At 59.1% G+C, this 22,846-nt stretch carries 18 protein-coding genes, 1 other RNA gene and 1 pseudogene; 9 read left to right on the forward strand and 11 right to left on the reverse strand.

Annotation, left to right across the window (positions count from 1 at the left end; all coding sequences use genetic code 11):
- Positions 1–105: 105 nt before the first annotated feature.
- The 4 genes from LCU97_RS06705 to LCU97_RS06720 are packed head-to-tail and all read left to right on the forward strand — an operon-like array spanning position 106 to position 6,916.
- Complete coding sequence (locus LCU97_RS06705; RefSeq protein WP_232775970.1) at positions 106–2,082, forward strand: type I restriction-modification system subunit M; 1,977 nt, start codon at positions 106–108, stop codon at positions 2,080–2,082.
- Positions 2,079–3,446, forward strand: coding sequence for a restriction endonuclease subunit S (locus tag LCU97_RS06710; protein ID WP_232775971.1), 1,368 nt, complete (start codon positions 2,079–2,081; stop codon positions 3,444–3,446). The genes LCU97_RS06705 and LCU97_RS06710 overlap by 4 nt, the downstream gene beginning before the upstream one ends.
- Entirely contained in the window at positions 3,446–6,646 is a 3,201-nt protein-coding gene (locus tag LCU97_RS06715; RefSeq protein WP_232775972.1) for a type I restriction endonuclease subunit R, read from the forward strand. Before LCU97_RS06710 ends, LCU97_RS06715 begins: the two co-directional genes overlap by 1 nt.
- Positions 6,647–6,700: 54 nt before the next feature.
- Positions 6,701–6,916 carry a winged helix-turn-helix domain-containing protein gene (locus LCU97_RS06720; protein ID WP_269802869.1) on the forward strand — a complete coding sequence of 72 codons (216 nt, stop codon included), beginning with the start codon at positions 6,701–6,703 and terminating at the stop codon, positions 6,914–6,916.
- On the opposite strand, the pseudogene LCU97_RS06725 reads toward LCU97_RS06720, so the two are convergent.
- The 8 genes and pseudogenes from LCU97_RS06725 to LCU97_RS06760 all read right to left on the reverse strand — a co-directional run.
- Positions 6,886–7,200 (reverse strand): annotated as a pseudogene (locus LCU97_RS06725) (integrase arm-type DNA-binding domain-containing protein); the annotation flags it as partial. The gene LCU97_RS06720 and the pseudogene LCU97_RS06725 overlap by 31 nt on opposite strands.
- A 183-nt stretch (positions 7,201–7,383) precedes the next feature.
- Positions 7,384–7,777, reverse strand: a transfer-messenger RNA (tmRNA) gene (gene ssrA, locus LCU97_RS06730).
- Positions 7,778–7,871: 94 nt separating this feature from the next.
- Complete coding sequence (locus tag LCU97_RS06735; RefSeq protein WP_232775974.1) at positions 7,872–8,159, reverse strand: hypothetical protein; 288 nt, start codon at positions 8,157–8,159, stop codon at positions 7,872–7,874.
- 124 nt (positions 8,160–8,283) lie between these two features.
- Positions 8,284–11,094 (reverse strand): FAD-binding and (Fe-S)-binding domain-containing protein, encoded by a 2,811-nt coding sequence (locus tag LCU97_RS06740; RefSeq protein WP_232775975.1) that lies wholly within the window; start codon positions 11,092–11,094, stop codon positions 8,284–8,286.
- Positions 11,091–11,762: a LutC/YkgG family protein gene (locus tag LCU97_RS06745; RefSeq protein WP_053152091.1), complete on the reverse strand. Its 672-nt coding sequence runs from the start codon at positions 11,760–11,762 to the stop codon at positions 11,091–11,093. Before LCU97_RS06745 ends, LCU97_RS06740 begins: the two co-directional genes overlap by 4 nt.
- Positions 11,759–13,216 (reverse strand): LutB/LldF family L-lactate oxidation iron-sulfur protein, encoded by a 1,458-nt coding sequence (locus tag LCU97_RS06750; protein WP_232775976.1) that lies wholly within the window; start codon positions 13,214–13,216, stop codon positions 11,759–11,761. The genes LCU97_RS06745 and LCU97_RS06750 overlap by 4 nt, the downstream gene beginning before the upstream one ends.
- Complete coding sequence (locus LCU97_RS06755; protein WP_232775977.1) at positions 13,213–14,037, reverse strand: (Fe-S)-binding protein; 825 nt, start codon at positions 14,035–14,037, stop codon at positions 13,213–13,215. The genes LCU97_RS06750 and LCU97_RS06755 overlap by 4 nt, the downstream gene beginning before the upstream one ends.
- 150 nt (positions 14,038–14,187) lie before the next feature.
- On the reverse strand, positions 14,188–15,882 hold the full coding sequence (locus LCU97_RS06760; RefSeq protein ID WP_053152097.1) for a lactate permease LctP family transporter: 1,695 nt from the start codon (positions 15,880–15,882) through the stop codon (positions 14,188–14,190).
- A 263-nt stretch (positions 15,883–16,145) separates the two neighbouring features.
- Here LCU97_RS06760 and LCU97_RS06765 point away from each other — a divergent pair, with 263 nt between their 5' ends.
- Positions 16,146–16,913, forward strand: coding sequence for an FCD domain-containing protein (locus tag LCU97_RS06765; protein ID WP_053152099.1), 768 nt, complete (start codon positions 16,146–16,148; stop codon positions 16,911–16,913).
- Positions 16,914–17,028: 115 nt separating this feature from the next.
- Here the strand turns inward: LCU97_RS06765 and smpB are convergent, their stop codons facing one another.
- Positions 17,029–17,511, reverse strand: a complete 483-nt coding sequence (smpB, locus tag LCU97_RS06770) for an SsrA-binding protein SmpB (protein ID WP_053152101.1) — start codon at positions 17,509–17,511, stop codon at positions 17,029–17,031.
- Between the two features lie 118 nt (positions 17,512–17,629).
- Here smpB and LCU97_RS06775 point away from each other — a divergent pair, with 118 nt between their 5' ends.
- From LCU97_RS06775 to LCU97_RS06785, 3 genes are read left to right on the forward strand one after another with little or no spacing between them, the layout of a single operon-like run.
- Positions 17,630–19,033 (forward strand): sodium-dependent transporter, encoded by a 1,404-nt coding sequence (locus tag LCU97_RS06775; protein WP_232775978.1) that lies wholly within the window; start codon positions 17,630–17,632, stop codon positions 19,031–19,033.
- 7 nt (positions 19,034–19,040) lie between these two features.
- A complete protein-coding gene (locus LCU97_RS06780) occupies positions 19,041–19,484 on the forward strand; it encodes a type II toxin-antitoxin system RatA family toxin (RefSeq protein WP_041025009.1) in 444 nt (147 codons plus the stop codon).
- Entirely contained in the window at positions 19,481–19,780 is a 300-nt protein-coding gene (locus tag LCU97_RS06785; protein ID WP_053152105.1) for an RnfH family protein, read from the forward strand. The genes LCU97_RS06780 and LCU97_RS06785 overlap by 4 nt, the downstream gene beginning before the upstream one ends.
- A 63-nt stretch (positions 19,781–19,843) precedes the next feature.
- Here LCU97_RS06785 and LCU97_RS06790 read toward each other — a convergent pair whose 3' ends face one another.
- Positions 19,844–20,371, reverse strand: a complete 528-nt coding sequence (locus tag LCU97_RS06790; protein ID WP_232775979.1) for an outer membrane protein assembly factor BamE — start codon at positions 20,369–20,371, stop codon at positions 19,844–19,846.
- Between the two features lie 97 nt (positions 20,372–20,468).
- Here LCU97_RS06790 and fur point away from each other — a divergent pair, with 97 nt between their 5' ends.
- Positions 20,469–20,873, forward strand: coding sequence for a ferric iron uptake transcriptional regulator (gene fur, locus LCU97_RS06795; RefSeq protein ID WP_042730876.1), 405 nt, complete (start codon positions 20,469–20,471; stop codon positions 20,871–20,873).
- A gap of 58 nt (positions 20,874–20,931) precedes the next feature.
- On the opposite strand, the gene recN is transcribed toward fur, so the two are convergent.
- On the reverse strand, positions 20,932–22,605 hold the full coding sequence (recN, locus tag LCU97_RS06800; RefSeq protein WP_053152109.1) for a DNA repair protein RecN: 1,674 nt from the start codon (positions 22,603–22,605) through the stop codon (positions 20,932–20,934).
- Between the last annotated feature and the right edge of the window lie 241 nt (positions 22,606–22,846).

Consider the following 22,846-nt stretch of genomic DNA (forward strand, 5'->3'; position numbering starts at 1 on the left):
AATGTGCGCGGCATCCAGGGCGCCCATTAGCCCTCGGGCTGTGAGATTCAGTCGGCTCGAAAGGTAAACTCACCCTTTTGCCTGTGTATTCCAAGGAATTATTGAGTGAACACGGAAAATCATTCCCAGACGGCCGCCTTCCTTTGGTCGATTGCCGACCTACTGCGTGGTGATTTCAAGCAGTCCCAGTACGGGCGCATAATCCTGCCATTCACCCTACTGCGGCGGATGGAGTGTGTGCTGGCGCCGACCAAGGATGCCGTGATTCGCGAGTCCTACGCCCAGGAAGGCCGCCCGGACACCGTACGTGAAATGTACATGCTGCGCGCCGCTGGCCAGCAGTTCTTCAACTCTTCCTCGTTGACCCTCGGCACGCTGTCCGACACCCAGACCGCCGCCGACCTGATGAGCTACGTACAGGCGTTCAGCAAGGATGCCCGCGAGATCTTCGAGCACTTCCACTTTGAAGACTTCGTTCAGCAACTGGAAACCGCCAACCTGCTTTATCAGGTTACGCAGCGCTTTGCCGCCACTGATCTGAGCCCCGAGTTCATCAGCAACTTCGGCATGGGCATCATTTTCGAAGAGCTGATCCGTAAGTTTGCCGAAAGCTCCAACGAAACCGCCGGGGAGCACTTCACCCCGCGCGATATCGTGCACCTCACCACCTCGCTGGTGATCACCAATCAGGACCACAAGCTCGCGCCCAATAGCATCGTCACCATCTACGACCCAACCGCCGGCACCGGTGGCTTTCTGTCTGAGGGGGATGAGTACATCCAGTCCATCAGCGAGAAGGTCAGCGTGTCGCTGCACGGCCAGGAGCTCAACCCCGAGTCCTACGCCATCTGCAAGGCGGATATGCTGATCAAGGGCCAGGACGTGGCCAGCATCAAGCTCGGCAACACCCTGTCCAACGACCAGTTGGCCGATAAGCGCTTTGACTTTATGCTCAGCAACCCGCCGTTCGGTGTGGAATGGAAGAAGGTGCAAAAGCAGATCACCGACGAGCACAGCCACAAGGGATTCGACGGCCGCTTCGGCCCCGGCCTGCCGCGAGTGTCCGACGGTTCGCTGCTGTTCCTCCTGCACTTGGTCAGCAAGATGCGAGACCCGCGCGACGGTGGCTCGCGCATCGGCATCATCCTCAACGGCTCGCCGCTGTTTACCGGCGGCGCGGGCTCGGGTGAGTCGGAGATTCGCCGCTACCTGCTGCAGAACGATCTGATCGAAGCCATCGTCGCGTTGCCGACCGACATGTTCTACAACACCGGCATCGCCACCTATGTGTGGATTCTCTCCAACCACAAAGCCAGTGCGCGCCAGGGCAAGGTGCAGTTGATCGACGGCAGCCAGCACTTCGCCAAAATGCGCAAGTCGCTGGGTAGCAAGCGCCAGTACATCACTGAAGATCAAATCAGCGAGCTGGTGCGCCTGTATGGCAGCTTCGAGCAAACCGCGCAGAGCAAAATCTTCCCCATCGACGCCTTCGGCTACCGCCGCATCACCGTCGAACGCCCGCTGCGCCTGAATTTCCAAACCAGCGCCGAGCGCATCGCCAAGGTGCTGGAAGAAAAAGCCCTGCAGAAGCTCGACAGCGCCGCTCAACATCAGCTACTGACCGCCCTGCAAGCGATGGACGCCAGCGTGTTGCACCGCAACCGCGAGCAGTTCAGCAAGCTGCTGAAAAAAGCCCTCACCGCACACAGCGTCAGCCTGAGTGCGCCGGAACTCAAGGCCCTGATGGGCGCCCTAAGCGAGCGCGACCCCGAAGCAGATATCTGTATGACCAAAGGCCAGCCGGAAGCCGACGCCAGCCTGCGCGATAACGAGAATGTGCCGCTGGGCGAATCTGTGTACGACTACTTTCAGCGCGAAGTCATTCCCCATGTGCCGGATGCCTGGATCGACGAGAGCAAGACCGATGCGCAGGACGGCGAAGTCGGCACTGTCGGCTTCGAGATTCCCTTTAACCGCCACTTCTACGTGTTCCAGCCACCGCGTCCGCTGGTCGAGATCGACCGCGACCTGAAAGCCTGCACCGACCGCATCAAGCAGATGATTGAGGGGCTGTCGGCATGAGCTTCCCTGCGTATCCGGCGTACAAGGATTCTGGTGTGGAGTGGCTTGGCGAGGTGCCCGCGCATTGGGAGGAAAAGCCTTTCTTCAGCCTGATCAGCGAGAGATCTGAATCTAACTCGGGCATGAAGCAGGACAACCTTTTGTCGCTGAGTTACGGCCGCATAATAAACAAAGACATCAATACCCTAGATGGTCTGTTGCCTGCCTCGTTTGAGACCTATCAAGTGGTCTATCCCGGTGACATCGTATTTCGTTTGACCGACCTGCAGAACGATAAGAGAAGCCTGCGAAGTGCGATTGTCCGTGAGGTGGGGATTATTACATCTGCATACCTTGCGGGCGCGTGCAAAAAAATCCTGCCGGAGTTCGCGAGCCATTTATTCAGGGCGTATGACACTCGTAAGGTTTTTTATTCAATGGGTGGTGGGCTAAGACAGTCCATGAAATACAGCGACATGAAGTGGCTGCCGATATTGCTTCCGAATGAGCAGGAACAAACCCAAATCGCCCGCTTTCTCGACTATGAAACCGCTCGCATCGACGCGCTGATCGAAGAGCAGCAGCGCCTGATCGAACTACTCAAGGAAAAGCGCCAGGCCGTGATCTCCCACGCCGTCACCAAAGGCCTCGACCCCACCGCGCCGATGAAAGACTCCGGCGTGGAGTGGCTAGGCGAGGTGCCGGCACATTGGGAATTAACCGCTGTAAAATATGTGGTTGAGAGCATGAGTCAAGGATGGAGTCCTCAGTGCGACAATTATCCTGCGCAGGATGGTGAGTGGGGTGTATTAAAAGTAGGGTGTGTAAATGGAGGGGTGTTTAATCCAGCTGAAAATAAGCGCCTGCCGGAAGAGCTTGAGCCAGATGCGAGCTTAGCGATTAAGCAAGGGGACTTATTGATCTCAAGAGCAAACACCCGGGATCTTGTTGGCAGCGCTGCTGTTGCCGTCAGCGATTATCCATGGCTGATGCTCTGCGACAAAATCTATCGATTGCGTCTAAACACTGAGAGGGTTGCTCCCGAGCTCTTGGCGTTGTACCTCGGATCAAGTGCTCCTAGGAGTCAGATTGAATTAGCTGCAAGTGGCGCAAGTGACTCGATGCAAAATATATCGCAGTCAGTAGTTATGGATATGCCTCTGCCCTTGCCGCCAGTTGGCGAGCAGGAGGCCATCTTGCGCCTCCTAGGTGACACACTGAAACGCTCCGATGAGCTAGTTGAGGATGTCACTATTCAACGTCGCCTACTCCAAGAACGCCGCTCTGCACTAATCTCCGCCGCTGTTACAGGCAAAATCGACGTGCGCGGCTGGCAGCCACCGACCGATGCGCCATCCCCCGAATTAGCAAAAGAGGCCGTGTAATGGCGAGCAGCAAGGAAGCGCAATTCCAGCAGGACATTACCGAGGCCTTGGCAACCCAAGGCTGGCTTGTCGGCACATCCAGCGGTTATGACCGTCGCACGGCGCTGTATACCGAAGATGTGCTGGGGTACTTCAAAGACGCATGGCCGGAGCGTTGGGAAAAGTTCGCCAAAGCCAACCCGAATAACCCGGACGATGTGCTGGTGCAAAAGCTGGTGCGCGAGCTGGAGCAGAGCGGCACCCTGGATGTGCTGCGCCATGGCTTTAAGCTGCCGGCGGTGAAGGTCGAGCTGTGCAGCTTCCAGCCCGACCACGACATGAACCCGGACACCCTCAAACGCTATCAGTGCAATCGCCTGCGCGTGGTGCCGGAGGTGTCTTACTCGCCGCATGCGCGTGTTTCTGGCAAGGACGGGCAGAGCTACGACCCGCGTCTGGATCTGGTGCTGTTCGTGAATGGCATCCCCACCGCCACGCTTGAGCTGAAAAGCGAGTTCAAACAGTCGGTGGAAAATGCCAAGCGCCAGTACCGCAATGACCGTCCGGTAAAAGATCCGCTGACACGCAAGCCCGAGCCCCTGCTGGCTTTTAAGCGTGGCGCGCTGGTGCACTTTGCTGTGGGCCAAAACGAAGTCGCGATGACCACCAAGCTGGCGGGTAAAGAAACCTTCTTCCTGCCGTTTAACCTCGGCAACGAGGAAGGCGGTGCGGGCAACCCGATGCCTGAGGACGACAGCCAATATGCCACGAGTTACCTCTGGCAACGCCTATTGCAACCGGATGCGTGGCTCAAAGTGCTGGGGCGCTTTCTGCATCTGGACAAGAAAACCAGTGAAGGCTTCGACGGCACGCTGGTGACCAAGGAGACGATGATCTTCCCCCGTTACCATCAATGGGAAGTGGTCAATAAGCTGATCAATACCACCCGCGCCGAAGGGCCGGGCAAGCGATATTTGATTCAGCACAGCGCAGGCTCAGGCAAGTCCAACTCCATCGCCTGGACCGCGCATCAACTGGCCTCGCTGTACGACGATGCCGGTCAGCGCTTGTTCAATTCGGTGATCGTAGTCACCGACCGCACGGTGCTGGACAGCCAACTGCAAAACACCATCTACCAGTTCGAACACGCTCAGGGCGTGGTCAAACCGATCGGCCGGGATGTCGGCAACCAAAGCAAGTCCGAGCAACTGGCCGACGCGCTGTCTGAACAGACGCGCATCATCATCGTCACCATCCAGACCTTCCCGGCGCTGTTCGATGCGCTGGACAAGTACCCCAAGCTGGCCAGCGGGCGTTATGCCGTGATCGCCGACGAGGCGCACTCCTCGCAAACTGGCTCATCGGCCAGCAAATTGAAACAGATTCTCGGCAGCGATGCTCTGGAGGCGGAAGAAGTCAGCGCCGACGAGTTACTGGATGCCGCCGTACAAGCGCGCCAGCCCAATGAGCGCATCAGTTACTACGCCTTTACCGCCACTCCAAAAGCTAAAACCTTGGAACTGTTCGGTCGTCCGGCCGACCCCACGCTGCCCGCGAGCACCAGCAATAAGCCTGAAGCGTTTCACCTGTATTCCATGCGTCAGGCTATCGAAGAAGGTTTTATCCTCGACGTGCTGCGCAACTACATCACCTATAGCACCGCCTGGAAGATCGCCCACCCGGATGGCGAAGACGATGAGGTGGACAGTAAAAAAGCGCGCATCAAGCTGGCACGCTGGGTGCGTTTGCACCCGTACAACATCAGCCAGAAGGTCGAAGTGATCGTCGAGCACTTCCGCGCCAATATCCGCGGTTTGCTCAATGGTCAAGCCAAGGCAATGGTAGTGACCAGCAGCCGTCAAGAAGCGGTTCGTTATCAGTTGGCATTGAAAACCTATGTGCAGCAGATGGGTTACAGCGATGTGCACCCGCTGGTGGCGTTCTCCGGCAGTGTGTTACCGGATGAAGTTATCCCCGAAGAGGTGACAGAAAACAGCAGCTTGCTCAACGCGGGCCTGAATGGCCGAGATCTGGCGGACGCTTTCGACACCCAGGACTTTAACGTGATGATCGCCGCCAATAAGTACCAGACCGGCTTCGATCAGCCCAAACTGTGCGCCATGTATGTGGATAAGAAGCTGCAAGGCGTGGACTGCGTGCAGACCCTCTCGCGATTGAACCGCACTTTCGGTGATAGCAAACAAACCTTCATCCTCGACTTTTTCAACGAGCCACAGGATATTCTCGACGCCTTTTTGCCTTACTACACCAAGGCCGAGCTGACCGACGTGACCGACCCGCAGATCATCTATGACGTGCAGAAGAAGCTGGATGCAGAGGGCATCTATCACTGGCAAGAGGTCGAAGCGTTTGCCTTGGCCTTCTTCGACCCCAAGGCGCAAGCCAGCAAGCTCAGTTATTACTGCGCGCCGGCCAAAGAGCGTTTTGCCAAGCGCTATGCCTTCTCGCTGGAATCTCGTCAGCAGGCGCTTGATTACAAACGTACCTCCGAAGCCAACGGGGATAGCGCCGGCTTGAAAAAAGCCGAGCACGCATTGAAAGAAGCTGGCGAGCAGGTCAATCAGCTCGACCTGTTCCGCAAGAACCTGCAGAGCTTTGTGCGCCTGTACGAGTTTCTGTCGCAGATCGTGCCTTACGAAGATCGCGAACTAGAACAGCTATGTGTGTACGCCAAACATCTGCACCCATTGCTGCGTGTAGATCGCCTGCTGGAAGATGACGTGGATGTGGGTGAGCTGCAACTGAGCCACTACCGCCTGAGCAAGCGAGCTGAACACGTGCTGCGTCTGAACGAGGAAACGGGCAAATACACCGTAAAACCCGGCAGTGACGTGGGGAGCGGTAAGCCGCATGATCCGGAGAAGAAGCGCCTATCCGAAATTATTGAGGCGCTGAACGATATCTTTGGTGCCGAAGTGAGCGACGACGACCAACTGCAGTTCCTTACCGGCATCGCCCAGCGCATCAGCCGTCAGGAAGATGTGATGGCCCAAGTGAACAATCATTCGGTTGATCAAGTGATGCATGGCCTGTTTCCCAAGCGCGTCCTCGACACCGTGCTGGACGCCATGACCGACTACGAGAAGCTCTCGCTGGAAGTGCTGGATAACGAGACAAAGAGCCGAGCATTTGCGCTAGTGATTTTAAAAATGATCAAGACCGCAGTGGCTTTTGATGAGCGCCGCGTGGGCGGGGCCTAAGACGGTCGTTTAAATGAGGGAGTAACGGTGGCTATTCCGGATTTCCAAAGTGTGATGCGCCCGGTATTGAGTACCGTGCAGAGCGGTGCGCCGCTGCCGCTCAATGAGTTGCGCGAGCGGGTGGCGGATCAGTTTCAACTGACCGAAGACGAACGCAAGGAGCGCCTACCTTCTGGTCATCAGACATTGATCAATAACCGCGTGGGTTGGGCTCGCACCTATTTGAACAAGGCGGGCCTGCTATGCATTCCCGCCAAGGGCTTGGTGTGATCCGCATCGCGCTGTTCTTTAGGGTCCAGTCCTTGGGCAACCAGTTCCCTAGCCTCGACAGTGCGTTTTCGCGCATGGGCCAGGCTGAGCTCGGGGAATGTACCCAGTCCCATGTTGATCCGTTTTTTCGTCACGGGATGGACGTAGTTGAAATTCCATAGCCTTGAACCGTTGGTGCGGACTCGTAGTTGGAGGCCGTTGCCATCGGTCAGTATGTAGTCCTTGGCTTTGGGTTTGGCGGCTTTGATTTTCAGGTCTGAAAGGCGTGTGGCTTGGGCGCCCATGGGTACTCCAACGCTGTTTGTGTATTCCAAAATTTACCAGCCGCGGGCTTGGAATACGCCTTGGAATACATTTCAAAATGGATCTGCGTGAAGTGCTATGGAGCTTGATGGCGCTGAAAGCCCCGTATTCACTGGATTTCAGGCACAAAAAAAGACGTCCATGGACGTCTTTTTTTGATCATTTGGTGGAGCCGGGGGGATTTGAACCCCCGTCCGCCAGTACTCCGCTGTCGGTACTACATGCTTAGCCGTGTCTATTGAGTTAACCCTCAGCGACCCGACGGGCAGGGTGCTTTGGGCGAGTTGTGTAAGTTTTAGCCGCTTCGTCCACAACGTACTGCACGGCGATTCTGTTCTATATGACAATCATTTTGGGTTTACAGACATCCCCTGATGATTGCTGGACCCGAAGGTACCAGAAGGGAAGAGCTAAGGCTGCTTACGCAGCGAGAGCGTAATCCCCGTAGGTTTCGTCATTGGCAACTATAGGAAGTTGCAACAGTGGATTTACGAGTTCTGTTACCAACTCGGCATGCACCTAAAGTTTCGCAACCGGCGTCGAATCCTAAACGGCCCCGAACCTGTCGCTTCGGAAATCTGCTGGAGCGACAGGCAATCGCAGTGTACGCCAATCTGCGGCGCAGGCCAACCCGTAGGTTGGCCCTCGGCGTTTAGGAGTTTTTACCGTCCTTGTTCACCTTCTGGATTTCCTGAAGGGTTTGAGTGGTTTCGGAGATGCATTTCTTGGTGCCTTCTTCGGTTTTCTGGTCCCGGTAGGCCTTGGCCTGTTGCACGCTGGTGGCGGCGCGCGCCTCCAGGTCCGTGCCCTGGATTTGGGTCTTGAGGTTCTCAATGGTCTTGATATTGGTATCACATAGATCGCCCTCGCCAGCGGCAAACGAGGACGACGCCAGCATGGAGGCAGTAACGAACAAACCGAGCAGTACAGAGCGTTTCATGTGTCTCTCCTTGAACCGAGGGCTCAGGCGTCGCTGGCCATCAGTACTACCAATTTGAGGGAGGTCCCGCGTTTGCGGGACTTGAACAGTGGACTGTCGGCGTTCATCAGGGTTCTATTTTTCTTTACCTCGCCCTGGCCTGGGTCACCCGATCTACCAGGTAGACCAGCCCGTGGTAGTCGATGGCGCCGTGTTGCGTCAGGCCGATCTCACAGGTACGGCTGGTGGATATTCCTTCGCTGCAATGCTGTACCGCATCCTTTAGGCTACGCAGCGAATGGGCGTTCAACTCCGGGGTGGTGAAGCCTTTGTCTCCGGCGAAACCGCAGCAGTGAATGCCTTCCGGGATGATCACGTTCTTGCTGCATTTGCGCGCCAGATCGATCAACGCCTGACTCTCGCCCAGATGCTGGGTGCTGCAAGTGACGTGCACCGCGATAGGCGTTTCCTGGGGCGTGAAGTCGAGGCGGTCCATCAGGTGGGTGCGGATGAAGCGCACCGGGTCGTACACGTCCAGTCGTGCATCGCCGAGGTCCTGGACCAGCCGTAGGGTGCAGGGGCTGGTGTCGCAGTAGATCGGATCGAGCCCGCCGCGGCTGGCATGCAGCAACGCGCCGATCAGTTCCTGGCGTTTGTCTTCGGCTTGTTCGGCATAGCCTTTGGAGGCGAAAGGTTGGCCGCAGCAGAGGTTGTCCAGGTTGTCTGGAAAGACCACCTGATAACCGGCCTTTTCCAGCAGTCGCTGGGTTTTTTCATGCAGTGAAGCCTGTTCCGTGTCTCCGGCGGCCGGGCCCATGACTCGCGACACACAAGCCGCCAGGTACACCACTCTCGGACGCTCGTCCGCCACGGCAGGGCTGAAACGGATGGCACGTTCCGGTTGCGGCATGGCGTGGGTCCATTGTGGCACTTGGCCCTTGGACAGGCGGTTCAGCCCGGTGGACAAGCGAGCCAGCCGTGGCGCTCCGAGCAGCATGCGCGCACCGTTGGCGACGTGCAGGGTGAAGCGTGCGCCTTGCAACGCAGTGGCGAAGTTGCCTGCAAGCCAATCGGCGGTTTTCTTACGTGTTGCGGTACGGCCGCGGAGTTTTTTCACCAGCTCGCCGGTGTTGATGCCTACCGGGCAACGCTGCGCGCAGAGTCCGGTGGCGGCGCAGGTGTCGATGCCCTGGTACTGATACGCCGTTTCAAGTTCCGCCGTGTCGACGCCCGTGCGTTTTTTCGCCTGGATGTCGCGCCAGATCACGATGCGCTGGCGCGGGCTTAGCGTCAGGTCTTTGGACGGGCACACCGGCTCGCAGAACCCGCATTCGATGCATTTGTCGACGATCTCATCGGCGGCCGGCAACGGTTTGAGGTGCTTGAGATGGATCTGTGGATCTTCGCTGAGGACCACGTCCGGATTGAGAATGCCGTTGGGGTCGAGCAGGCGCTTGAGTTGCCACATCAGCTGATAGGCATCGCTGCCCCATTCCAGCTCGACGAACGGCGCCATGTTGCGTCCGGTGCCGTGCTCGGCCTTCAGCGAGCCGCCGAATTCCACCGCGACCAACTGCGCCACGTCGTCCATGAACGCCTGGTAGCGTGCGACTTCTTCAGCGCTGTTGAAGCCTTGGGTGAAGACAAAGTGCAGATTGCCTTCCAGCGCATGTCCGAACAGGATCGCTTCGTCGTAGTGATGTTTCTCGAACAACTCGATCAGGCGGTTCACGCCGATGGCGAGTTGCTCCACGGGGAAGGTCACGTCTTCGATGATAACCGTGGTGCCGGTCTTGCGTACTGCGCCCACCGCTGGAAAGGTGTCTTTGCGGATGGCCCAGAGCCAGGCGTTTTCTTTGGGGTCTTCAGTGAAGTCGATCTGCTTTTCCACCGGGAAACCGGCCAGGGAGGCCATGATCAGGGCCAGTTGTTCTTGTAGGAGAGAGGAGGAAGCGGCGCGGGATTCGATCAGCAGGGCGCAGGCATTGATCGACAGATGCCGTACGAAATCCGGCATGCCGGGTTTGTCCTGCACCGAACGCAGGCTGCGCCGGTCGAGCAGTTCCACGGCCGATACCGGCTGGCTTTTCAGCACGGTGACTGCATTGCAGCAAGTTTCCACGTCCGGAAACACGATCAGTGCCGACGCCTTGTTCGGATGGTCGACCACCGTGTTGTAGGTCACGGCACTGATGAAGCCGAGGGTGCCTTCGGAGCCCACCAGCAGGTGGCTCAAGATATCCACAGGGTCGTCGAAATCCACCAGGGCATTGAGTGACAGGCCGGTGGTATTTTTCAGACGGTATTTGTGGCGGATTCGTGCGGCCAGTTCTGTATTGGCGCATGTCTCGTGGCCGAGGGTGGCCAGGCGTTCGAGCAGTTTGCCATGGCTGGCGCGGAAGGCGGCCACGCTGGCGTCGTCTTCGGTGTCGAGGCGGGTGCCATCGGCCAATACCAGCCGGATACCGGCCAGGGTGTGATAGGTGTTCTGCGCCGTGCCGCAGCACATGCCGCTGGCGTTGTTGGCGACGATGCCGCCGATTTTGCAGGCATTGATCGAGGCCGGATCGGGGCCGATCTTGCGGCCGAACGGTGCCAGCCAGGCGTTGGCCTGGGCGCCGATGACGCCGGGTTGCAGGCGAATCTGCGTGCCTTGCTCGCGAATCTGCCGACCATTCCAGTTGTCTCCCAGCACGATCAGCACCGAGTCGCTGATGGCCTGCCCGGACAGGCTGGTGCCGGCGGCGCGGAAGGTGACGGGCACCCGGTCGCGCTGGGCCAGTTGCAGCAGCGCCACCACTTCGTCTTCGTTCTCGACCCGCACCACCAGTTTCGGAATCAGCCGATAGAAACTGGCGTCGGTGCCGAAGGCCAGGGTCGACAGAGGATCGTCGAACAGTCGTTTCTGTGGGATCAGTTGGCGTACGTCACGCAGGAAAGGGACCGGAAGCGTCATTGGTCCTCCAGAATCAGTACCACCAGGTCTTTCGGTCCGTGGGCGCCGTAGGCCAGGACTTGTTCGATGTCGGCGGTTTTCGACGGGCCCGAGACCAGCAGGGCGTTGGTGGGCATGCCTTGGGCCCATTCGAATTCCTGCTGCACTTCGTAGAAGTTGTCGCGGATCTCGCTGGCCTTGAGCAGGGCGAAATGCACCGGCGGCACCAAGCTCATCAGCCGCGGTTCTTCCCGCGTTGGCCAGAGAATCAGGCTACCGGTGGCGGCGATAGCGCCGAGGGTTCCGGTCAGGCTGGCGGGGGTGTCGTTGAACAGTTCGGCTTTCCATTCCTCCACCGGGCGGTCGTAGGCCTTGAGCACCGGCAGGTCCGGATTGTTCGCCCAGAACTGTGTGATTTTTTGCCCATGGGATGTGGTCGGGGCGATCAGCAGGCTCGGCAGTTGTCGGTCGCGCAGCAGCTGCGCCAGCAGCGCCGGCCAGTCTTCGCCGGAGGTCAGGTGGATTTCGGTGTGCACCGCCTCCATCAGTTTGCGCAGTTGCGCGATGCGTTCCTCGGGCGCGTAGCGATAGGTTTGCGTCACCAGCTCGACATTGAAGTTGTCAGCAACGGGCGTGGTGCCTGTGAGGCTTTTGCGCAGCTTGGCGAGGATATTTTCCTTGGCGCTCATCGACGGTCTCCTTGTCGGTCCAGGTGTTCGCGGGCCAGATCATGCAATGAGCGGGCGGCGGGTTTGGGGGCGCTGTGGTTTTGCGTCCACGGGCCGACGTTACGGGGCGTCAGGGCGCGCAGGCGCGTGGCGAGGAAGCCGAACAGCCGGTACAGCCGCGGCGAGCTGTTGAGCCGTGCCCAGGCATTCCAGATGAAGCGTTCCTTGGACGAATACTTGCTGCCCTGGCCGCGCATCACCTGGTGGGGGCTGTCCGGGGCCTTGACGTTTTCTTCCCGCAGCCGTCGCAGCAAGGCCGGGATCGGGATCTTCACCGGGCACACTTCACCGCAAGCGCCGCACAGCGAAGATGCGCTCGGGTGATCCGGTACTTTGGCGAGGCCGACCATGTGCGGCGTGATGATTTTTCCGATAGGCCCAGGGTAAACCTCGCCATAGGCGTGGCCGCCGATTCGGGTATAGACCGGGCAATGATTCATACAGGCGCCGCAGCGGATGCAGTTCAGGGTCTGACGCAGTTCGCTGTCGGCAAACGCCTGACTGCGTCCATTGTCCAGCAACACCAGGTGCACTTCCTGGGGGCCGTCCAGCTCGTCGGCCTTGCGCGGGCCGGAGATCATGTTGACGTAGGTGGTGATCGGCTGGCCAAGGGCCGAGCGGGTCAGCAGCGAGAGCAGCGGCACCACATCGCGCAGGTTTTCCACCACTTTTTCGATGCCGGTCACGGCAATGTGCACCGGTGGCACGGTGGTGGACATCCGGCCATTGCCTTCGTTTTCCACCAGCAACAGTGTGCCGGTTTCGGCGACGGCGAAGTTGACGCCCGAGACGCCGATGTCGGCCTCGAAGAATTTCTGCCGCAGTACTCTGCGTCCGATCTGAATGAGTTGGTCGACGTCCTTGGTGTACTCCACGCCGAGTTTGTCGTGGAACAAGGACGCGACCTGACCGGCGTTCTTGTGGATCGCCGGCATAATGATGTGTGAAGGCTTCTCGTGATCGAGCTGGACGATGAACTCGCCCATGTCCGATTCCAGGCATTCAATGCCTTGAGCCGCGAGGACATGGTTCATTTCCATCTCTTCGCTGACCATCGATTTGCCCTTGATCACTTGCCGCGCCTCGTGAGCACGGATGATCGAAAGGACGATGCCATTGGCTTCGTCCACCGTTTCCGCCCAGTGTACTTTCACACCGTTGCGGGTCAGGTTGCTTTCAAGCTGCTCGAGCAGGTCGGGCAGCTTGGATAACGCACGGGCGCGGACGGCATTGCCCAGCACCCGCAAGTGTTCTCTTTCGTGGGCGTCGCTGAAGGACGTCGCCCGCTTGGTCATCAGTGAATCCATCGCACTGCGAAAGTTGTTTCGCAGTTGCGTGTCGTCCAAAGCCTTGTGGGCCCGGGCGCGAAAATCGTCCCGCACCTCGATGGTCGGGATCAGCGTCGGCGTGCTCATGCCACACCTCCGGTACGCTGCCAGAGGAAGCTCGCCAGGTGTTGGCCGCGCAACGCCTCCTGCTGTTTCTCCAACGCACCGTTGATGTTCATCAGGCAGCCGCAGTCGGCACTGACGACCTTGTGCGCGCCGGACTCCTTCAACGCCCGAGTCTTGTCGGCCACCATCGCGCCGGAAATGTCCGGCATGCGCACGCTGAATGTCCCACCGAAACCACAGCATTCGCTTTCGTGGCTGTGCTCGACCCGTTCCACGTTACCCAGCTGCGCCAACAGGGCGCGGCCATGCAGGTGGGTGTTCATTTCCCGTCGTGCCGAGCAGGACGTATGCAGCGCAATTTTCACCGGCTCACCGTTGTCCTCAAGCTGCACCTTGCAGACAAACAGCAGGAACTCGGCCAGCTCATAGGTCCGTGCCGCCAGGGCCTGGATCTGCTTGAGTGTCTCGGGCTCGTCCTTGAACAGGTCGGCGTAATGCTCGCGGATCATGCCGGCACAGGAGCCCGAGGGCACCACTACCGGGTAGTCTTCGGCAAACAGGGCCAGTTGCGCCCGCGCCACCGTCCGGGCCTGCTCCGTGTAGCCGGAGGTGTACGCCGGCTGGCCGCAACAGGTTTGCCCTTGGGGATACTCCACCCGGATCCCTTCGCGCTCCAGCAGATGAATCGCGTCCATCCCGGCTTCGGGGTAGAACAGGTCCACCACGCAGGTGCCGAACAGGTAGACCCGTTGCGGTTTCTCGCTGGGGTACTGCCGGGGTTCGGGCAATGGCGGGGCGACACGGGTCGCGTTCGGCACGGCGTTGTAAAAAAGCTCGCTCATCAGGCGTGTCTCCGGGTGGTCCCGGTTATCCGTCCGCTGAGGCTGCTGAATATAGAGAGCCAATCTTTCAGCAGCCTTGCAGACCCGGTTATCGAATGCGGACGCCGATTCGGGGATCGGCGTCGGTTCTTTCGGTGTTTCCTGTAGGACTCAATGCACCAGCATGCCGGTGAACCAATAGGCCTGGGCCAGCGTGATCAGGCCGACGATCGTTGCAAAGAATAGGCTGTGTTTCAGGGTGAAACGGAACAGATCCGATTCCTTGCCCACCAGCCCGGTCGCGGCGCAGGCCACGGCGATCGACTGTGGCGAAATCATCTTGCCGGTCACTCCGCCGCTGGTATTCGCCGCGACGAGCAGGGTGTCGTTGACGCCGATCTGGTGCGCGGTGGTGGCTTGCAGCGAGCTGAACAGGGCGTTGGACGACGTATCGGAACCCGTCAGGAACACCCCCAGCCAACCCAGGAACGGTGAGAAGAACGGGAACGCTGCGCCGGTGCCGGCCAGCACCAGAGCCATGGTCGAGGACATGCCCGAGTAGTTGGTGACGAAGGCGAATGCCAGCACCATGCCGATGGACAGGATCGGCCAACGCAGCTCGACAAAGGTCTCTTTGAAAGTGGTAAGACCAGTTTTGAGGTTGATTTTCAGCACCAGCATCGAGATCAGCGCAGAGAAGAAAATCGCCGTGCCCGTGGCGGAAATCGGGTCAAGCTTGTACACGGCCGGGATGGCAGTGGGGTTGACCACGATGGGCGCAACCTTGATCACCAGCTGGTCCAGGTGCGGGATGGCAAAGTTGAACACCCAGCCATACATCGAACCGCCCGCGGCGAACATCGCTTTGAACGGTTTCAGGGTCCAGATCGTGACCAGCACGGTGAGGATCAGGAAAGGGGACCAGGCCTTGATGATTTCACCCAGGCTGTAGGGCGAAGCCTGTGTGCTGCGTGGTTGGCCGAAACCGCCGGCGCTGGCGGTGAGCGTCGCGCTCGAAGTGGCGCCGGCAATCTGGGCGCCGGCGGCGCGCTTGGGCTGCCAGACTTTCAGGAACAGGGTGAGGGAAATCAGGCTGGCCAGGGCCGAGGTGATGTCCGGCAGTTCCGGGCCGATGAAGTTGGACGTGAAGTATTGGGTGATGGCGAAGCTCAGGCCCGCCACCAGCGCCGCCGGCCAGGTTTCCCGTACGCCGCGCAGGCCATCCATCATGAATACCAGCCAGAACGGCACGAACAGCGACAGCAGCGGCAGTTGGCGGCCGGTCATGGCGCCAATCTTGAACGCGTCGATCCCGGTGACCTGGCCGGCCACGATGATCGGGATGCCCAGGGCGCCGAACGCGACCGGGGCGGTGTTGGCGATCAAGCACAGGCCGGCGGCATACAACGGGTTGAAGCCCAGGCCGACCAGCAAGGCGGCAGTGATCGCCACCGGCGCACCGAAGCCGGCGGCGCCCTCCAGGAATGCGCCGAAGCAGAAGCCGATCAGCAGCACTTGCAGGCGTTGGTCATCGGTAATGGACAGCACCGAGCTGCGGATCACTTCGAACTGGCCGCTCTTGACCGTCAGTTTGTAGAGGAACACTGCGGCGACGATGATCCAGGCGATAGGCCACAAGCCATAGGCGAAGCCGTAGCCAGCGGCAGCAAAGGCCATGTCGGCAGGCATGTTGAAGCCGAAGATTGCCACGGCGATCGCCAGGGCCAGGGTGATGCTACCGGCCACATGTCCTTTGAGGCGAAACACCGCCAGGGCCAGGAAGAAGAAAATGATGGGAATAACGGCCACGAGAGCGGACAGGCCGAGACTGCCGAGCGGGCTGTAAAGCTGTTGCCAGGTTTGCATGTGGGTGGGCCCCTAATTGTTGTTGGTCAGGCACTGGTCAGCGGATTTGGGTAATTGGTAAGACCAATTTACAAGCGCTGTTGGCTAGGGTAAAAGCCTTGGTTGTGGTGTGTCAATTTGCCGCCCGCAAAACTTTCGTCGAATAAGCGGTGCGGATCGCATCTGCTCCGGTGATGCCAATGGCTTTTGATGGGTGTGGTCAGGGCCCGGATAGGCCAGAATAGAGAGCCCGACGAGCCGTCGGGATGGTGGAGAGTCGAGTGATGGGGTTTGATCAGATTCGTCAGCGCCGTTTGTCTGACGATATTGTCGAGCGGCTGGAAGGCATGATCCTCGAAGGCACGCTGAAGGCCGGCGAACGGCTGCCGGCTGAGCGCACCCTGGCCGATCAGTTCGGCGTGTCACGCCCTTCGTTGCGCGAGGCGATCCAGAAACTGACGGCCAAGGGGCTGCTCGTCAGCCGTCAGGGCGGTGGCAATTATGTCGTGGAGTCACTGGGTTCGACGTTCAGTGATCCTTTGCTGCAACTGTTGGAAAGCAATCCCGAGGCTCAGCGGGACTTGCTGGAATTTCGTCATACTCTGGAAGCGTCCTGCGCCTATTACGCAGCATTGCGCGCCACCGATGTGGATCGCGAGCGGCTGACGGCGGCGTTCGAAGAGTTGCAGGATTGTTATTCCCGCCACGAGGAAGTGAGTCGGGCGGAGGAGGGCGCGGCGGATGCGCGGTTCCACTTGGCCATCGCCGAGGCCAGTCATAACGCGGTGCTGCTGCACACCATTCGTGGTCTGTTCGACCTGCTCAAGCGCAACGTGGTGACTAACATCGGCGGCATGTACAAGCAGCGCAGCGAAACCCGTGACATGCTGATCAGCCAACACCGGGAGTTGTACCAGGCGATCATGGATGGGCATGCCGAACAGGCGAGGGAAGTGTCCAGCCGACACATCCTGTATGTGCAGGAAGTATTGGAGGAAGTGCGCCAGGAAGTGCAGCGTGTGGCGCGGGCGGAGCGGCGCAAGGGAATATAGCGATGAAACCTGTGGGAGCGAGCCTGCTCGCGATTGCGGTGTGTCAGTCAAATCAATGTTTACTGATCCACGGCAATCGCGAGCAGGCTCGCTCCCACAGGCAATCTCGCGAAGGCTAGTCTTCCTTGCCCTTGTTGCGCACGGCACGCTGCAACTCACGACCGGCATCGCGCTCGCGCTCGGTGTCGCGCTTGTCGTATTCCTTCTTGCCCTTGCCCAGCGCAATCTCGCACTTGATCAAGTGCTTGCTCCAGTACAGTGACGTGCAAACGCAGGTGTAGCCCTTCTGCTGGACGCCGGCGAAAAGCTTTTCCAGCTCGCGTTTGTTGAGCAGCAGCTTGCGGGTGCGCACCGGGTCGGCAATGACGTGGGTGCTGGCGGTGGTCAGTGGCGTGATGTGACTGCCCAGCAGCCAGGCCTCGCCGTCCTTGAGCAGCACGTAGCTGTCGACCAGTTGTGCCTTGCCCGCGCGCAGGCTCTTTACTTCCCAACCGGCCAGGACCATGCCGGCCTCGAAACGTTGTTCGATGAAGTAATCGTGTCGCGCCTTTTTATTTTGCGCGATGGTCCCTGTGGGGTGTTTCTTCTGTTTAGCCATAGGGGCGGCATTATAGGCAGTTGCGTGCGTGTCGGCTACGGTGATGCAGCGTGCTTGAGCACCTTGAGTGAATCCCGGACAATGCGGCCTCTTTTTTGAACGCTTGGGCGTGATAACGATGTCGACAGACAAGGTCTCTGTCCACGGCAGTTGGGCTAGCCGCTGGGTCTTCATACTCGCTGCCACCGGTTCGGCCGTGGGGCTGGGTAGTATCTGGAAATTCCCCTACATGGTCGGCGTCTACGGTGGCGGTGCCTTCGTACTGATGTTTTTGGCGTGTATCGTGCTCATCGGCGCGCCGGTGATGTTGGCCGAGACCCTGATCGGTCGTCGCGCCCGGCAAAGCCCGGCCAACGCCCTGAAAGTGCTGGCGGTGGAGGCGGGGCACTCGACCAAATGGTCGTGGGGCGCGTTCGCCGGGATGATAACGGCGCTGCTGATCCTGTCTTTCTATAGCGTGGTCGGCGGTTGGTCGCTGGATTACATCATCGATATGGGGCGCGGCGACTTCCAGGGCGTGCCGCCCGATCAGGTGGGTGCCTATTTTGGCAAGGTGATTTCCGATCCCTGGCGGCTGACGCTCTGGCATACGATTTTCATGGTGCTGTCCGCCGTCGTGATTGCCAAGGGCGTGGTCGCGGGGCTCGAGCGCAGCCTGCGGATCATGATGCCGCTGCTGTTCGTGATGATCCTGGTGCTGCTGGGCTACAGCATGACCACCGGGCATTTCATGGAAGGCCTGCACTTCATGTTTGATTTCAAGCCGGAAAAAGTTCTGGACGGCTTGCTGCCCGCCATGGGGCATGCATTTTTCTCCCTGAGCGTCGGTGTTGGCTCGATCATGATCTACGGTGCCTACATGCCGAAGAACGCCTCCCTCACCCGGACGGTGTTCGGTGTCGCGCTGCTGGATACCTTCGTGTCGTTGATGGCGGGCGTGGCATTGTTTCCGATTGTGTTCGCGGCAGGCCTGAACCCCAGCGAGGGGCCGGGGCTGATGTTCGTCAGCTTGCCCTTTGCCTTCGGCAGCATGGCGTTCGGCCAAGTGATGGGGGTGATATTTTTCGTCCTGGTCGCCATCGCAGCCTGGAGTTCGGCGATTTCCCTGCTGGAACCCATGGTGGCTTACCTGGTCGAGCGAACCCGGATCAGTCGCGCCTGGGTGACATTCTGGCTGGCCTTCACCTGCTGGTTCGTTGGCCTGGGCACGGTGTTTTCCTTCAATATATGGAAGCAGGCGAAGTTTTTCGTGAACGAAGACGGGCTGTTCCATCTCTACCAATGGGGAGCAACCGGAGGGCTGGACTTCTTCGGCGTGATTGATTTCTTCACATCACGGATCATGCTGCCACTGGGCGGTTTGTGTTTCGTGGTGTTTGCAGGGTGGATCATGGGGCGTGATGCCGTGCGCGATGAGCTGTCGCTGCGCAGCCCGATGCTGTTCGCCTTGAGCCTGTTCCTGATGCGCTACGTGGCCCCCATCGGCATCCTCGTAGTGTTTGCCGCCCAGCTGTGGAAGTGACGCTTACATGACGACACATATTCAACGCTCGGCCTTGTTGCCCTACCCGGCGCAGGCGCTGTACGACTTGGTCAATGATGTGGCGAGCTACCCGCAGTTCCTGCCCTGGTGCTCATCGGCCGAGGTGCTTGAGAGCTCCGAAACCCATATGCGCGCCAGCCTCAATGTCGCCAAGGGTGGGCTGAGCCAGCATTTCGTCACACGCAATACCCTGGTGCCGGGGCAGTCCATTGAAATGAACCTGGAAGAAGGGCCTTTCAATCAGCTTCATGGGATCTGGGTGTTCAAGCCGTTGGGTGAGAAGGCCTGCAAGATCAGCCTGGATCTCTCGTTCGACTATGCGGGGCCCCTGGTGCGGGCCACGCTGGGGCCGTTGTTCAATCAGGCGGCCAACACCCTGGTCGACGCGTTCTGCCAGCGTGCCAAGCAGAACGCAGAGCTCAAGCGTTGATCGAGATAGAAGTGGTGTATGCCACTGCTGAACGGCAGATCCTGCGGGCGTTTGCCGTGCAGGAAGGAACGACGGTTCGCGCCGCGCTGGGCGTATCCGGCCTTGCGCAGGTGGTGGCCGGGTTGGACTTGGCGACTTGTCCGGTAGGGATTTTCGGCAAAGTGGTTGCCGATCCGGAGCGCCAGGTGGTGCAGGCAGGGGATAGGCTTGAAATCTATCGCCCGCTGCTGGCGGACCCTAAAGAGATCCGTCGTCTGCGGGCTGCCAAGGCTGCCCAGGCGCGTCAGTCCAAGTAAGCGTCAAGCCTGTTTCGCAGGTAATAAAAAACCCGGCGCGCCGGGTTTTTTATTGGATGCAGCTTATTGCGGCGAGGTATCCAGAGGCTCGGGTGTCGGGACAGGTACGGTCTCGACGCTGTCCACGTCCTTCTGGATCTGATCCAGCAACGACCCAGGCTTGGCCGGTTTTTCCGGTTTCGGCTGTTCGGCGTTCTTGGTCGGATCGGTGATGGTGGTGCCGCTGTCCTGGCCCATGATGGCTTCGTCGCGGCTCACGCCAGGCATGAAATCGCCCGACAGGCTGACAAGTTGGTCATTGGCGTTGAAGATAACGCTGATGCGTTCCTGTTGGCGCTCGCCGCCACCTGGCTGCAAGCTATAGAGATAATCCCAGCGATCGGCGTGGAACGTGTCGGTCAGCAAAGGGTTGCCCATGATAAACCGTACTTGCCGACGGGTCATTCCCGGGCGTAACTGGTCTATCATGTCCTGCGTGACGACATTGCCCTGCTGGATGTCGATTTTGTAAACCCCGGGGAATGAACAACCGGCGAGTGCGAGCAGTCCCACGAAGGTGAAACTGGTTAGCAAGAGCTTGGTGTTTTGCATCGGTGGGCGACTTCCACTATCTTGGCTGGGACAACGTAAACCCCGATCATACCCGCATTAAGAGAAGCTGCGAAGCAGCATCGCGAGAAAGCTGACCATGGTTGAAAATAGCGAACTACGCAAAGCCGGCCTCAAGGTGACACTGCCACGGGTCAAGATTCTGCAAATGCTCGATTCCGCAGAGCAGCGGCACATGAGTGCCGAAGACGTCTACAAGGCCCTTATGGAAGCGGGTGAGGACGTCGGTCTGGCCACGGTTTACCGTGTATTGACTCAATTCGAAGCTGCCGGGCTGGTGGCTCGTCATAATTTCGATGGCGGTCATGCGGTGTTTGAGCTGGCGGACGGGGAACATCACGATCACATGGTGAACGTGGAAACCCGTGAAGTCATCGAATTCGTCAGTCCTGAAATTGAGAAGCTGCAAAAAGCAATTGCCGAGGAATATGGTTTCGAGCTGATCGATCACCATCTTGTCCTGCATGTGCGCAAGAAAAAGTAAGTTTGCGACGTAAATAAAGAAGGCGACCTAGAGGTCGCCTTCTTTTTATCGCTGTTTCTCAGGATTTTGCCGCGACCACCATTTTCTTCGCATGGGCCAGGGATTCCTTGGTGAGGTCGATCCCCCCCAGCATCCGTGCTACCTCTTCCACGCGTTCTGTCTTGTCGAGCCTGGATACCGCCGTGCGGGTGTCTTTCTCGCCCCGTACCTTGTGCACAAACAGGTGCTGGTGTCCCTGTGCCGCGACCTGGGGCAGGTGCGTGACCGTCAGGACTTGCCCGCGCTCTCCGAGCCGACGCAGCAGTTGGCCGACGATTTCTGCCGTTGGCCCACCAATGCCCACATCCACTTCGTCGAATACCAGGGTCGGCACCCGTGAGGTTTGCGCCGTAATGACCTGGATAGCCAGGCTGATCCGCGACAACTCACCACCGGACGCGACTTTTGCCAGCGCCTTGAGTGGTTGCCCGGGGTTGGCGCTGACCAGCAGCTCGACCTGTTCCAATCCGTTGGGCTGCAGTTCGTCGCCAGTGTTCGGGCGTAGTTCGATGGTAAAGCGACCGCCCGGCATGCCCAGACGCTGGATTTCCTGCTCCACGGCACTGGCCAGCCCTGTCGCGGCTTGACGGCGTAGTGCGCTGAGTTCGCTGGCCTTTTCCTGGTAATGACGGGCATAGGAGGCCAGTTCGTCGCCCAGACGCTCGATGGATTCATCGTTGGCGTTCAGGGTTTCCAGTTCTTCCAGGAGGCGTTGTTGCAGCTCGATAACGTCGGTTGGCTGGACGCGATGTTTACGAGCCAGCGTATAAATAGTGTCCAGGCGTTCTTCCAGATATTGCAGGCGCGCCGGGTCAGCATCGAAGTGATCGATGAACCGGTTCAATTCCCCGACGGCTTCTTCGACCTGGATCTGCGCACTGGTCAGCAGATTGGTCGCCTCGCTCAGGGAGCCGACGGAGTTGTTCACGCTGGTAAGCCGGTTAAGGCTTGCGGTCAGCGCGCTTAGCACGTTGCCTGAGTCGCTCTCGCTGCATTGCTCGACCACTTGCCGGCAGATACCCAGGAGGGTTTCGGCGTTGGTCAGGTTCTTGTGCTCCTGCTCCAGTTCCTCCAGCTCGTTCTCACCCAGCGCGAGGTTTTCCAGTTCCTCGAGCTGATAGCTCAACAATTGATGGCGAGCCCGTTGTTCATCACCGGAGTTGGAGAGCCGGTCCAGTTCCTGCCGGGTCTGGCGCCAGCGCTGGGCGGCCAGTTGGACCTGGCGCGCCAGGTCGGTGGCGCCGGCATATTCATCGAGCAGGCGGCGATGGGTATCGGTCTTGAGCAGGGACTGATGTTCATGCTGGCTGTGGATGTCGATCAGCAACTCGCCAAGGGCCTTGAGATCGCCCAGCGGGCAGGGGGTGCCATTGATGTAGCCACGGGAGCGACCTTCTGCCGTGATGACCCGGCGCAGGATGCACAGGCCGTCGGTATCCAGATCGCGCTCGGCCAGCCAGGCGCTGGCTTCGGGAATATCGCCCAGGTCGAAGGTCGCCAGGATGTCGGCCTTGTCCGCGCCGGGGCGCACGACGCCACTGTCGGCGCGATCGCCCAGCGTCAGGCCCAGGGCGTCGAGCATGATCGACTTGCCGGCACCGGTTTCACCGGTGATCACGCTCATGCCTCGATCGAGTTCAAGGTCGAGGTGTTCCACGATGGCGTAATTGTGTACGGACAGGTGAACCAGCATAAGGCCGCTCCCAGGTTTCAGGTCTGGTTATTTATACAGTGTTTTGTTTTGAGCTGACAATGCCTTGCCTTAGCTCGATTCGCTTGGAGCACGAGGCTTTTTGATGCTTTTGAGTAATAAATAAGCAAATGTTTTTTGTAGGGTTAATTCGTTTGGCGGCCCTTGAAGCTGAAAAACCCGACCCCATATACGGGGCAGAAGCGCGAGTCGAGCTCGCGGACGAAATTGAAAGGAGAAATCT

The organism is Pseudomonas uvaldensis (genome assembly GCF_021271205.1).
In the GTDB taxonomy this organism is placed as follows: domain Bacteria; phylum Pseudomonadota; class Gammaproteobacteria; order Pseudomonadales; family Pseudomonadaceae; genus Aquipseudomonas; species Aquipseudomonas uvaldensis.

Excerpts from the sequence above, each read along its gene's own strand:
- LCU97_RS06710 (WP_232775971.1), top strand. The coding sequence starts at position 2,079 with ATGAGCTTCCCTGCGTATCCGGCGTACAAGGATTCTGGTGTGGAGTGG.
- LCU97_RS06715 (WP_232775972.1), top strand. The coding sequence starts at position 3,446 with ATGGCGAGCAGCAAGGAAGCGCAATTCCAGCAGGACATTACCGAGGCC.
- LCU97_RS06720 (WP_269802869.1), top strand. The coding sequence starts at position 6,701 with ATGCGCCCGGTATTGAGTACCGTGCAGAGCGGTGCGCCGCTGCCGCTC.
- LCU97_RS06735 (WP_232775974.1), bottom strand. The coding sequence starts at position 8,159 with ATGAAACGCTCTGTACTGCTCGGTTTGTTCGTTACTGCCTCCATGCTG.
- LCU97_RS06740 (WP_232775975.1), bottom strand. The coding sequence starts at position 11,094 with ATGACGCTTCCGGTCCCTTTCCTGCGTGACGTACGCCAACTGATCCCA.
- LCU97_RS06745 (WP_053152091.1), bottom strand. The coding sequence starts at position 11,762 with ATGAGCGCCAAGGAAAATATCCTCGCCAAGCTGCGCAAAAGCCTCACA.
- LCU97_RS06750 (WP_232775976.1), bottom strand. The coding sequence starts at position 13,216 with ATGAGCACGCCGACGCTGATCCCGACCATCGAGGTGCGGGACGATTTT.
- LCU97_RS06755 (WP_232775977.1), bottom strand. The coding sequence starts at position 14,037 with ATGAGCGAGCTTTTTTACAACGCCGTGCCGAACGCGACCCGTGTCGCC.
- LCU97_RS06760 (WP_053152097.1), bottom strand. The coding sequence starts at position 15,882 with ATGCAAACCTGGCAACAGCTTTACAGCCCGCTCGGCAGTCTCGGCCTG.
- LCU97_RS06765 (WP_053152099.1), top strand. The coding sequence starts at position 16,146 with ATGGGGTTTGATCAGATTCGTCAGCGCCGTTTGTCTGACGATATTGTC.
- smpB (WP_053152101.1), bottom strand. The coding sequence starts at position 17,511 with ATGGCTAAACAGAAGAAACACCCCACAGGGACCATCGCGCAAAATAAA.
- LCU97_RS06775 (WP_232775978.1), top strand. The coding sequence starts at position 17,630 with ATGTCGACAGACAAGGTCTCTGTCCACGGCAGTTGGGCTAGCCGCTGG.
- LCU97_RS06780 (WP_041025009.1), top strand. The coding sequence starts at position 19,041 with ATGACGACACATATTCAACGCTCGGCCTTGTTGCCCTACCCGGCGCAG.
- LCU97_RS06790 (WP_232775979.1), bottom strand. The coding sequence starts at position 20,371 with ATGCAAAACACCAAGCTCTTGCTAACCAGTTTCACCTTCGTGGGACTG.
- fur (WP_042730876.1), top strand. The coding sequence starts at position 20,469 with ATGGTTGAAAATAGCGAACTACGCAAAGCCGGCCTCAAGGTGACACTG.
- recN (WP_053152109.1), bottom strand. The coding sequence starts at position 22,605 with ATGCTGGTTCACCTGTCCGTACACAATTACGCCATCGTGGAACACCTC.